The 12691-nt window shown below is 36.5% G+C and carries 7 protein-coding genes; 3 read left to right on the top strand and 4 right to left on the bottom strand.

The window, feature by feature from the left end; translation table 11 throughout:
* Nucleotides 1–683 precede the first annotated feature (683 nt).
* Nucleotides 684–1133, top strand: a complete 450-nt coding sequence (locus ACP6PK_RS02050) for a hypothetical protein (protein WP_426557330.1) — start codon at nt 684–686, stop codon at nt 1131–1133.
* A gap of 69 nt (nt 1134–1202) precedes the next feature.
* Nucleotides 1203–1565, top strand: coding sequence for a four helix bundle protein (locus ACP6PK_RS02045; RefSeq protein ID WP_426557328.1), 363 nt, complete (start codon nt 1203–1205; stop codon nt 1563–1565).
* 161 nt (nt 1566–1726) lie between these two features.
* Here the strand turns inward: ACP6PK_RS02045 and ACP6PK_RS02040 are convergent, their stop codons facing one another.
* The 4 genes from ACP6PK_RS02040 to ACP6PK_RS02025 all read right to left on the bottom strand — a co-directional run bounded on the left by ACP6PK_RS02040 (nt 1727) and on the right by ACP6PK_RS02025 (nt 6256).
* Nucleotides 1727–2452, bottom strand: a complete 726-nt coding sequence (locus ACP6PK_RS02040; RefSeq protein ID WP_426557327.1) for an NUDIX hydrolase — start codon at nt 2450–2452, stop codon at nt 1727–1729.
* On the bottom strand, nt 2422–3012 hold the full coding sequence (locus tag ACP6PK_RS02035) for a nicotinate-nucleotide adenylyltransferase (RefSeq protein WP_426557325.1): 591 nt from the start codon (nt 3010–3012) through the stop codon (nt 2422–2424). Before ACP6PK_RS02035 ends, ACP6PK_RS02040 begins: the two co-directional genes overlap by 31 nt.
* Before the next feature lie 338 nt (nt 3013–3350).
* Nucleotides 3351–4289 (bottom strand): ADP-ribosylglycohydrolase family protein, encoded by a 939-nt coding sequence (locus ACP6PK_RS02030; protein WP_426557323.1) that lies wholly within the window; start codon nt 4287–4289, stop codon nt 3351–3353.
* Between the two features lie 563 nt (nt 4290–4852).
* Nucleotides 4853–6256: a nicotinate phosphoribosyltransferase gene (locus tag ACP6PK_RS02025; RefSeq protein WP_426557321.1), complete on the bottom strand. Its 1404-nt coding sequence runs from the start codon at nt 6254–6256 to the stop codon at nt 4853–4855.
* Between the two features lie 709 nt (nt 6257–6965).
* Here ACP6PK_RS02025 and ACP6PK_RS02020 point away from each other — a divergent pair.
* Nucleotides 6966–12677 (top strand): alpha-2-macroglobulin family protein, encoded by a 5712-nt coding sequence (locus tag ACP6PK_RS02020; RefSeq protein WP_426557319.1) that lies wholly within the window; start codon nt 6966–6968, stop codon nt 12675–12677.
* Nucleotides 12678–12691: the final 14 nt, after the last annotated feature.

Genomic DNA, 12691 nt, shown 5'->3' with positions numbered 1-12691 from the left:
TCACTCTTTAAATTCTGACTCCTGCCTCCTCGCTCCCATACCCATTCCTCCTGAGGACTGACTCCTTCTCTCACCCATAATACTTTTGAGCGCAAACCCTAGTTAAAGAAAGGAAGAAAGGAAAAAAGAAAAAAAATAAACAATGATAAATATAGCTATAATACTTCAAAAGGTTGGCTTTTATCCAGAGCTTGGCTGTTCAAGAAAGATGATTGTTCTCTACTATTAAATAAATTCACTTAGAAAAGCCTAACTAGGAGTGATTAAATCTCTTTAACTTACATATCTGGATACATCGGGATGGTTTAGAGGATGGAATAGCGTCCAATCTACTAATACCATTTCTCAAAAACTTTTCTACATTTGATTGGGTGGGGAAGTGGGCGAGAAGTAAAAATAAAGAATAATTAACCTTAATTTACCTAAAATAACCAAAAAAGTTACTCTACTAAAGTAATTACCTAATAACTGAAGTTTTAATTAAGTATAGCATTAATGCATGGGAATTGGTATAAGAGCAGATATTCCTAAAAGTCAAATTGTCTTAGGTTTCCACTCGCCATATGCGGGATATTTTACATAATTTGTAGTAAATTAATTATTGATTCCACTGGGAAGTAATGTTATCTTAGATATAATAACTAACAGTTTAGACACCAATCTAAAACCCAGCCAAAAGGATTATGAAAAACATTAAATTAAACGACTTAGAAAAAAAAATTTTATTAGCTCAAAAAGAACTTGAAATAATTTTTGAAGCAGCTAATAAAACAGCCGAAGAAGCCAAAAAAGCTACAGAAGAACTTGGCAAAATTATGGATAAAACATTACATCCCAGAGAATTAACCGAAGAAAGAATAGCATCACTGCCTAGTCAACTCAATTATGAAGGAAAGAAAGCAGTCGAAGAAGCCAAAAAAGCAGCAGAAGAACTTGGTAAAATTATGGATAAAAAATTACATCCGACGGGATTAACAGAAGAAAGAATAGCAGAACTGCGTAGTAAACTAGATTACAAAGCAGCCAATAAAGCGGCAGAAGAACTTGACAGAATTATGGAACAAAGATTAGCTAAAATGGGATTAACAGAAGAAGAATATGTGTCAATGTTTATGAATGCAGTGGAGGAATAATGCGTCTTTTTCAGTTATCAGTTATCAGTTATCAGTTATCAGCTTTTTTAGTTATTAGCGCTTAAACTTATGGATATAAATAAGAGCATTGCTTATCAGAAAGCTTACCAATTTGCTATTAGAATTGTCAAAGCTTATAAATATTTAACTGAGGAAAAAAAAGAATATGTGTTATCTAAGCAACTACTGAGAAGTGGGACATCTATTGGAGCAAACATAGCAGAAGCAAATGGAGGTATATCTCAAGCTGACTTTCGGTCAAAAATGTCAATAGCCTACAAAGAAACCCTGGAAACAAAATATTGGCTATCTCTCCTAAAAGATACTGACTATATTGAAGAAAAAGCTTTTCAGAGTATTCATCAGGATGCAGATGAGATTAGCAAAATATTATTTTCCATCATTAAAAGAACTGAAAAAACTGATAACTGATAACTGATAACTGATAACTGATAACTGATTTTGTTGTGGATGTCCGACTTGGACTACTCAAACTTTATTAATGCAAATTAACCAGTAACTAATGCTAACTTTTTTAGATTTATGGAGTGGAAAAAGTTGCTTTTTTTCTACCAAAAAAGATTACAGCCTTATCAAATAAACATCAAAGGTTTATCTTTTACTAAAGAAAATTCTTCAATATCAAACCGATAAAGACTAGCGGGTCTACCAGCTCCCCGTGATGTTTTTATGCCAGTATCATATAAGAAACCTAACTTTAATAGTCTGGCACGAAAATTAGAATAATCTGAAAAATTGTTTCCTAAAATAGTTGCATAAAGTTGATACAATTCTCCTAAAGTAAACTCTTCTGGTAAAACATCAAAAGCAATAGGACTATACTCAAGTTTATTTCTTAATCTTAAATATCCATACTCAATAATTTTTTTATGGTCAAATGCTAATTGAGGAATTTGTTCAACAGGATACCAACTAATACTTGTCACCTCATTAGCAATTAATTCTGCTTCTTCAAATCTAACTAGGGCAAAATAACTGACAGATAAATATCTACAATTATAATTAAATTCTCTAGGGTCACGACCAGGATCGCCAAAAGTATATAATTGTTCTAAATATAGATTTTTTACCCTAATTTTTTCTGCTAAAATTCTGTATGCTGCTGCTTCTAAAGATTCACCTTTTATTACTAATGTACCTGGTAAACTCCAGCGGTTAATAAATGGTTCTTTTTGTCGCATTACTAACAAAACTAAGAGGCGGTTTTGTTGAGTATCAACAGAAAAAATTACATTATCTACCCCTACTTTAAAGTCTGCTTTATTGTTTACAATTTTTCTGTAGTCGCTTCCTGCCATTGATATAATTTATGCCGATATATATAATCTTTAATAGGAGGCGTAATAGTCATTTCGTCTCCTTGTTCGCGATATGCAGATGAGGAAACATTCGGAACTTCTAAAGAAGCTATTTTTACTCCTGTACTTAGTTCCCTTAACTTCTGTAAATTTTCCTCTTCGGTTGTAATACCTTTTCGAGGTACTATTAATAATTCTACTTTTTGTAAAAGTTCTTCTATTTGATACCAACTTGGTAATTGTTTGACTAAATCTGAACCTACTACTAAGGTGAATTCTGCATCATCCCATTTCTTGCTAGCAAGTTCAACGGTTTCTAGAGTACGACGACTACTTAATTCTTGATGTAGAGAAATATTGTTTTGATTTGAGTCAATATTTTCAATCAAAATTGATAACATTGTCGAACGTTGTTCTAGGGATGTTTGATGGGATTTAAAGGGATTATTTGATGCCCAAACTACTACTTTATCAAAGTTTTGGGATAGCCATCTAACAATTGTTTCATGTCCGGCTGTTGGTGGGTCTGCACTTGTTCCAAATAAGGCTATTTTTGTCATTTATTTTGAGAAGTAAGAAGGAAGAAGGAAGAAGGAAGAAGTAAGAAGTAAGAAGTAAGAAGTAAGAAGTAAGAAGTAATAAAGAAGAAGTAATAAAGAAGAAGCTTGAAGAGAAGGAAAAATCTTAATATAATGGTACATATTTCCCCAACTTTTACACAAATGATACCAACGGACATGATATGATTTATGAAAAAAACTTTAGGGAGTTTTGTCTCTAAACCCAGGCAAAAATTGGATAAAAAGATACAACCCCTACAATAAAATGTTACAACATCAAGGCGGATTATTATAAGGTTAGCTGATTACCTTTTTCTTTCCTGGCTCCTCACTACTTCCTAATCTGAAAGAGCGTTTTCTAAACGAGCTGCTAAATTCACAATATCATCTTTTCTAGCAATAACTTCTATCCACTCTTTTGGCATATTTTCTATACCATAATAAATTCCTGCTAAACCACCTGTTACTGCTCCAGTTGTATCTGTATCTTCTCCTAAATTGACTGCTTTTAATACTGCATCCGCAAAAGAGTTTGTATTTAATAAACACCACAAAGAAGCTTCTAATGTATCTAGTACATAACCACCAGCATGAATTTGTGTTAGAGGTATATTTTGAACTTCTCCACCCAATACTTTACGAAAACGATGTATTTCTCCTGCATACTTCTCTTCTGAGTAGATTTTTTTGATATTTTCTATTCCTTGTAAGTATGCTGTTTTTAGGTCTAAACCCTCTAATAAACAAATAGCTATACTAATATAAATACCGCAAGCCATTTGTGACCTTACATGACCGTGAGTTATACAAGAACAGTCGTGAACTTGTTGAATTAATTCGGGAAAATTGGTGTTTTTATAAGTATAAGCTAGGGGTAAAATTCTCATTAGAGAACCATTGCCATTATTCCTATCTTCTCTACCTCCAGCTTCTATTGCTGGTCTACCTTTTTTAATTCTAGAAATAGCTGCAGCAGTGGTACCTCCAATATCAAAAACTTTACCCCGTGGAGTCCAATAATCTTCATAACGCCATTTATAAAAAGATTGGCCGATCGCTTCTAAATCAAATCCATCACATAGACATTCAGCTAAACATAATGTCATGGAACTATCATCAGACCATGTACCTGGTGGTTGGTTATGTGCGCCATAACCAATCATTTCAGTTACAGGATTAATTTTTCTTTCGTGACGACTGGAAAATTCTACAGGTACACCTAAAGCATCTCCAATACATACACCTATTAAACCTGATAATACTTTGGAATTGTTCATAATTTAATCTTGATAATTAAGTAAGAAGGAAGAAGGAAGAAGTAAGAAGGAAGAAGGAAGAAGTAAGAAGTAAGAAGTAAGAAGGAAGAAGGAGGAAGCAAGAAGTAAGAAGTAAGAAGGAGGAAGCAAGAAGTAAGAAGGAAAAATCTTAAATATAGTAAATATTTCCCCAACTTTTATACAAACGATACCAACGAACATGATATGATTTGTGAGAAAAATTGTAGAGTGTTTGGTTTCCAAATACCATTTTTGCTTGGTGTTTGGATACAAAACTCCTACGATCAAATATTACAACTACATACACCTGATAATATTTGAGAATTATTCATAATTTAACCTAGATAATTAACTAAAGTAAGAAGTAAGAAGGAAGAAGGAAGAAGGAAAAATCTTACATAATGGTAGATATTTACCCACAAATATTACAACTACATACACCTATTAAACCTAATAATATTTGGGAATTATTCATAATTTAACCTTGATAATTAACTAAAGTAAGAAGTAAGAAGCTTTAAGATAAGGAAAAATCTTTATTTTTCACCCACTCCCCCACTCCCTCACTCCCTCACTCCCTTACTCCCGCTCAGTATTTTATCTCTAGTTTTTTGTGTAAGTTCTTGTAATTTATTAGAAATTTTCATAGGTAGCAAAATAGGATTTTCTAGACTGCGAGTTTCAGGGGGTAAACTAGCAACAGAAATAGCAGTTCGATTAGCGATCGCTTCTAGATTTTCTGATTTTTGCAATATTTCTCCATTCTGAACTACTTGTGTGATTAATTTTATAAAATTATCAGTCTGAAATTCTGTTTGATTCAATACATCTTCATCCATTAATCCCAAATAATCATGTTTTAACTGACTATTTTCTAGATATCTATATATTTGTTTTCTACCAGGATAACTGACTTTCCCGGTAGCATTTTTCATTACAGGAATACCGTCTATTTCTACCAGTTTATAAACTCCATTTACAGGAACACCAGTTACCAATTTAGTACCAATACCATATCCATCAATACAAGCATTTTCTCTCTGAAGTCTAGCTATTTCCCACTCATCAATATCTCCACTAGCAAAAATCGTCACTTCTGGCAGTAGCGATCGTACTTCCTGGGATAATTTAACTAAATCTCCCGAATCTAATCTTACCCCACTTAGCTGCATTTCACCCTGTTTAACTCGTTGTGCTAATAAACGGGTAGCTGCCAAAGTATCGTAAGTATCTATTAATAAAGGTGCTTGAGGGAAATATCGCTGAAAAGCATTGAAAGCGTCCTCCTCACTACCTTCGACAGCAGATATTGCCATCACCAAAGCATGAGCCATTGTTCCTGCTGGTTTCCGACCTAATTTTAAGGCTGCCAAAACATTAGAAGTAGCATCCATTCCCCCTGCTAAAGCAGCACGAGCTGCCCAAATACTAGCTTGGGGGCTAAATGCGCGTCTAGTGCCAAATTCTAATAATTTGGTGTCTTTTCCAGCAATATCCCGCATTCTCGCTGCTTTTGTTGCGATGAGAGTTTGGTAATTAATTGTATTTAATAGATATGTTTCCACTAACTGCGCTTGCCAAAGTGGCGCTTCTATTCGCAGTAGAGGTTGATTGGGAAATACTGCTGTTCCCTCTGGCACCGCCCATACATCTCCGGTAAATTTAGCTTCTGCTAGCAACGACCAAAATTCATTAGGAGCATTAGCAAAAATTCCTGTTGACTTTAAAGCATCAATTTGCTCAGAGCTAAATCGAAATTTCTCCAGATAGTCTAATGCTTGTGTTAAACCCATAGCAATGAGATAGCCAAAACCTGCTGGCAGTTTTCGCACAAATAGCTCAAAACTGGCTTGTCGTTGGTCTATTTTTTCTCCAACGTAGCAAGCTGCCATTGTTAGTTGATAGAGGTCTGTTAACAGACTGTAATCTTCTGGAGATAAAGAAAGTTGTTTATCTTCTTGTGTCATTTAAAAATCCTCCGTAGTTTGGAAACCTACAGCACTTTAGTTGCGGTATGAAAAAGCTGCAACTTACAGTTCAGGGGGTATTTTAGCCACTTAACTTTAGTTAGTTCATGGAGTTAAAATCCTCATTACAAAAACAACTTTTTATTTCGTTAAATGGCTTTTATTTTTATTATAGTTATTTTTACCATATCTGTCTATAATCTTTTAATAATTTTTCAACAAATGATTAGTAATTATATAGAATAGAGGAAAAAGGTAGAATATAGGCTCCCTTGCTTCACCATCTCGGACTCTTCCCTACTTCCTTACGGGCGGATTCGCAAATCGCTCCTACTCCCCATCTATATTTTATCCCAAATAGGTTCTATAATTTGCTGGCATTAGTTGTTGTAACTTTTAGATCGCTTAAATTAAATATTGCCGAAATTAAGGCTTTTAACAGTTTATTAGTAAATTAATCTTCCGAGCTTTTATTTAATAATAAATACAAAAACTTGACATTTTTTCAAAAGTCTAAAGTCATGTCTATTATTTTCTGTTCCCTGTTGCTTATGGTGCTTTATTTCCCAAAAAATTACAAATTATTGATTGTCGCTTTTAACCATTAGAGATATAATACGTTATTAGAAATAGATAAACTTGTCTATTTTATTCAGGAAAACTACATCTACACTATTGTAGATAAAAACTTTCGTAAAATTCAAAAAATATGATCCGAAAATATTGGAAACATTTTGTATTAGGATTTTTCCTAACATTTGTAATAGGAGCCTGCGGTATTTTTAATACCACCTCACAACAGGAAAAATTACCAATGGTAGATTTAATAGTTAATCCGACAGTACCGGAGTGGATAGAACAAATTAGTCCGACGGGAGAAGCAGCACCTTTAAATCAAATTCGGATTCGGTTTAAAGAGCCTTTAATTCCTTTGGAAACTTTAGATTCTCCAGAACAACAGGAAAAATTAAAGCAGTTTGAAATTTTCCCAGAATTACCCGGTCAATTCAGATTTTTGACTCCGAAAATGGTAGGGTTTCAAGCAGCGGAATCTTTTCCTAAATCTACTAGAGTAAAAGTTACTTTAAAAGCTGGTTTATCTGATTTAAAAAATCATCAATTAGATGAAGATTTAGCCTGGACTTTCAATACTGAACCAGTCAAATTAACGAATTTACCAACTAGCAAAGAGAAAAATAGAAGGTTAGAACCGATTGATATAAATCCGACTCTAAAGTTTACCTCAAATGTAGAATTGGATTTAGATTCAATCACAGAAAATTTAAAACTTTTGCCAGATGGTAAGACAGAAAGCTTACCTTTTACAGTTAGTTTAGAAACATTAGAAACTGATGAAGAAGAACAACCTCCCATAGAACCATTTGACTCTTCTTTGCGTCAGTGGAATTATCTGATTACTCCCCAAGTAACTCTGGAAAAAGGTACCAAATATCGTTTGGAATTTGACTCTGGTATTCAGCCATTGAAAGGTAATTTACCTAGTCAAACACCTTTTGTTAGTGAAGTAGAAACCTACTCTAATTTTGAATTTTCCCAACTCAAATTTTCCCAGGGAAGCGATAGATTTGTTAAAGGTAATCCCATGTTGGAATTTAATCATGGAATTGTACCAGATTCAGCAGTCGAAAATATTACTATTGAACCAGCACCAAAAGAGACTAAAAATCTGATACAAGCTTATGATAATTATAATATTGTTAGTATCAATCCTTGGTTATTAGAACCAGATACAAACTATAAAATTACTATCGGCGCCAATCTCAAAGATAAATTTGGGCAAGTATTAAGTCAGCCAGTAATATTAGATTATCAAACAGGAGATTTATCTGCCGAAATTTCTGTGCCTGGTGGCTTAAATATTTTCCCATCTAGTCAAAATTTACAACTGAATATTTCTACAGTAAATCTGCCAAATTCGGAATATAAAGCAGCTTATAGAGTTGTACAACCAACAGATTTAGTTTACACAGAATCAGCCTATCCCAGAAAAAATAGGAAGAATTTATTACCCGCAACTAAACAGTGGAAAAGTTACCCTATGTCTGGAGAAAAAAATCAAATTACTGAAGCCGCAGTTCCCCTAAGAGAACAACTCGGCAGTCAGACGGGAATGTTAGCTTATGGAGTTCAAGCACGAACAAATTCTTATCAACAAAATGGTGAGAAAAAATGGCAGGAACCAACATTTTATGGATTAGTACAACTAACTAATTTAGGAGTATTTGCTCAGTGGTTCCCAGAGTCGGGAATTATTAAAGTAAATCATCTGGATGATGGTTCTCCAGTTGTGGCAGATGTGGAGATTTATCAGTCTCAATTAAATGCTAAATCTCAACCTAAACCTACTGCTTGTACTACGGGAAAAACTAATGAATTTGGTCTGTTAAATTTGAGTAAAACAGATTTACAAAAATGTATGAACGGTCAGCGTTTTTCTCAAGGACCGGAATTATTAGTAATTGCCAAAGAAGATCGAGATTGGGCATTTGCCAGCACTAAGGAATATAGTGGTACTTATGGTTATGGTATTTATTCGGGTTGGGATAGTGGAAAACCTCAATCACGGGGTACTATTTTTTCAGATAGAGAACTTTATCAACCAGGGGAAAAGGTTTGGTTGACTGGAGCTGCTTATTATTTGGAAGATGGCAACTTGAAACAAGCCAAAAATACAGGTTATCAAGTTACTCTAAATAACCCAGATGGTAATCAGAAAAATTTAGGTACTCAAACGACTAATGAATTTGGTACTTTTTCTCTAGAAATTCCTCTGGATAGTAATCAGCCATTGGGTTATTACAATGTGGAGGCGAAAGGAGAAAATGATGTAGAAATTTATGGGCAATTTCGCGTTGCTGAATTTAAACCACCTAATTTTAAAGTAGACCTGAAACTGGATAAAAAAATTGCTTTTCTTGCTGAAGAAATTGGGGTGGAAGCTGAAAGTAATTATTTATTTGGTTCCCCAGTGCAAGGAGCCAAGGCTAAATATTATCTGACTCGCCAAAAAACAGAATTTACTCCTAAAGATTGGCAAGAATTTGATTTTGGTCGTCGATGGTTTTGGCCGGAAAAAGCACCGACTATTCCTAATAATGTGCTGCAAAAAAATGTAGTGCTAGATAATAATGGTGCGAATAATCAAATATTTACAGTCGGGAAAGATTTACCCTACCCAATGACTTATCGAGTAGATGTAGAAGTAACAGATATATCTAATCTTTCTGTAGCTGACACTCAAACATTTACCGCTCTACCAAGTGAGAAGTTAATAGGTTTAAAAAGTAAGTTTGTTGCCGAAGCTAATCAAAAATTCCCGGTAGAAATTATTGTCACCGACTCTGAAGGAAAAGCAGTTTCTGGAGAAAATATTCTGCTGGAATTACAAAAAATGGAATACAGCACTGTCACTCAAGTAGTTGCTGGTAGTCGCAACCCCAGATATCAGGTGGAATACAAAACCGTTGCGACAGAAAACGTCAAAAGCAACAACAAACCCAAAACCGTCAACCTCACCGCCCCCGAATCTGGTAGTTATCGCATTCGTGCCAACTTTGCCAATGCTGAAGATGACATTACTGCCACCGATATTCAGATTTGGGCAACCGGAGCAGAGCGAGTTTATTGGGGAGGTCGCAACGAAAAACGCCTAGAAATCAAACTCGACAAAGACACATACCAAGTAGGGGAAACTGCCACCGCTTTAATTCAGTCGCCCTATCCAGAAGGAGAATTGTATTTTGCCGTCGTTCGCGACAAACCTTTCTATGAAAAAATTACAAAAGTTACAGGTGGCGCACCGGAAATTCAATTTCAAGTGACTGAGGAAATGTTGCCCAATGCTGCGGTGCAAGCGGTATTAGTACGGCAAGGTGAACCACTGGAAAATGTGGAACCTGGAAGCGTCGAAGATTTGATGAAAGTTGGCTTTACTCCATTCAATATCAATTTGGCAGACAAATACTTAAACGTGGAAGTCAAACCCCAACGTCTGGAGGTGCAACCGGGGGCAATGGAAAATGTGGAGTTGACAGTAAAAAATAGTCAAGGAGAAGCAACTAAAGGTCAGTTTACAGTGATGGTTGTGAATGAAGCGGTGTTGCAACTGAGCGGTCATCGACCACCAGATTTAGTTGAGACTGTCTACGCGGAGCAACCAATATCTACCCGTTTCAACGATAACCGCGAGGAAGTAACAATGGCAGAGATGGCATCACCCCTAAGAAAAGGTTGGGGTTTCGGTGGTGGTTTATCCTCTGGTGCTGCGGGCACACGCATCCGCAAAGATTTTCAGTCTTTAGCTTATTACAATGGGTCTGTAATTACGGACGACCGGGGTAAAGCAATGGTAAGTTTTAGGATGCCAGACGATCTAACAACTTGGCGCGTAATGACCGTTGCTACTGATGGAGATTTACATTTTGGTAATGGAGAGGCAACTTTTATTACGACTCAACCTTTAATGTCAAATCCTGTGTTGCCTCAGTTTGCTCGTATCGGCGATAAATTTGAGGGTGGCGTAGCAGTTACCAATAATACTGGCAAAAAAGGCAGTCTCAAAATAGATGGGGAAGTTAGTCAGAATATTTTGTTTGCTGAAAATTCCCAAACTACAGAAACTCTAAAAACAAAAGCAGACTCCGGTACTAACGCTTATCGTTTCCCGATGGAAGCAAAACAACCGGGTGAGGCAAAAGTGCAATTTTCGACCGACCTGAATAACCGCGACACTGATGGGTTTCAAGTTTCTCTACCCGTCCGGTCTTTAGCAGCAAGTGAAAGTGTAGTGGAATCTGGTACTACTAACTCCCAAGTACAAATTCCTCTAAATATTACCGAAAATGTGATGCCAGATGTGGGAGGTCTCGAAATTTCTCTAGCAAGTACATTGATACCAGAAATTACAGCTCCTGCAAAAGCAGTATTGAAAAAAGACCAACTACCATTTCTCGAACCAGTAGCAAGTCAATTAGCGATCGCCTCCAACCTACAAATATTAGGTAAAAAATACAACCAAGCATTTGTAGATTTCAACCCGAAACAACAAGCAAGATTAGCATTAGAAAAATTAGAAACGTTGCAACTGCCAGACGGTGGTTTTGCTTACTATCCAGGGCGAGAAGATTCTAATCCTTACTTGACTCCTTACGCTGCAGAGGCGATCGCTCAAGCAAAAAAAGCATTCCCAAATTTAGTAGATGAGTCAATGTTAAACCGTCTGCGGAGTTACTTAAACGACTTATTAGCAGACCCAGGTAAATATGATTATTGCAGCGAACAACTTTGTCGAAATCAATTCCGCTTAGATGCGTTGATGGCGTTGTCGGAATTAGGCGACACCCGCAATAGCTTTTTGTCAGATATTTATCAACAACGGGAAAAACTGTCGCAGTTAGACCAAATCAAACTAGCGCGTTACCTATCCACGTTCCCCGAATGGCGCCAACAGTCAGAGGAAATGTTTAACGAAATTCAGGAAAGCGTCTATGAAACCGGGCGCAGTGCTACATTAAATTTACCGTCCACCTGGGGATGGATGAATTCAACTACGGCAAGTCAAGCTCAAGCATTGCGACTATTTATTACCCGTGACGCCAAACCAGAAGTATTAGACCGACTATTACAAAGTCTGCTCAACTTACGGCGCGACAGCACCTGGCGCACAACTTATGATAATGCCGAAGCATTGACCGCGTTGGTTACTTATAGCAATACCCAACCCGCTCCACCAGACTTTGTAACAACCGCCAAATTATCTGGCAAACAATTAGATGCAGCTCGTTTTCAAGGTTATGAAAATCCAAATCTATCTCTGAATGTAGCAATGGATGTGTTGCCAAAAGGTGAATCAGATTTAGTCTTGGAAAAATCAGGAGACGGTAAACTGCACTATTTAGTTGAATACAGTTATCGCCTCCCAGGAAACCAACCAGGAAGGTACAACGGTTTGCGAGTAGCGCGGGAAATTCGTGCCGTAGGGACGTTGCATGAAACGTCCGTCTTGCAACGAATGGATATATCTGAAGTGCCATCAACATTAGATGTCAGTGCAGGGCAAGTCTTTGATATTGGAATCGAAATTATTACAGACCGCCCCGTAGACCATGTAGTAATAAGCGACCCACTACCAGCAGGTTTAGAAGCAGTTGACACCAGTTTCCAAACCTCCACTTCCGCCGTCAAAGCAAAAGCTGATAGTTGGCAAATAGGATATCAACAGATATATCGCGATCGGGTCGAAGCTTATGCAGACCGTTTAAACCCAGGAGTGTATACCTTACATTATTTAGTCAGGTCTGTGACTCCCGGAACATTTATTTGGCCAGGAGCAGAAGCACGACTACAATATGCACCCGAAGAATTTGGGCGATCGGCAACGACAACGTTGGTTGTGAAGTAGTTGACCTCTCCCCC

Source organism: Dapis hubbardiae BLCC-M172, from assembly GCF_050016015.1.
Classification (GTDB): domain Bacteria; phylum Cyanobacteriota; class Cyanobacteriia; order Cyanobacteriales; family Microcoleaceae; genus Trichodesmium.
Note: the sequence above shows the minus strand (reverse complement) of the source record. Positions and strands in the feature narration are given on the sequence as shown.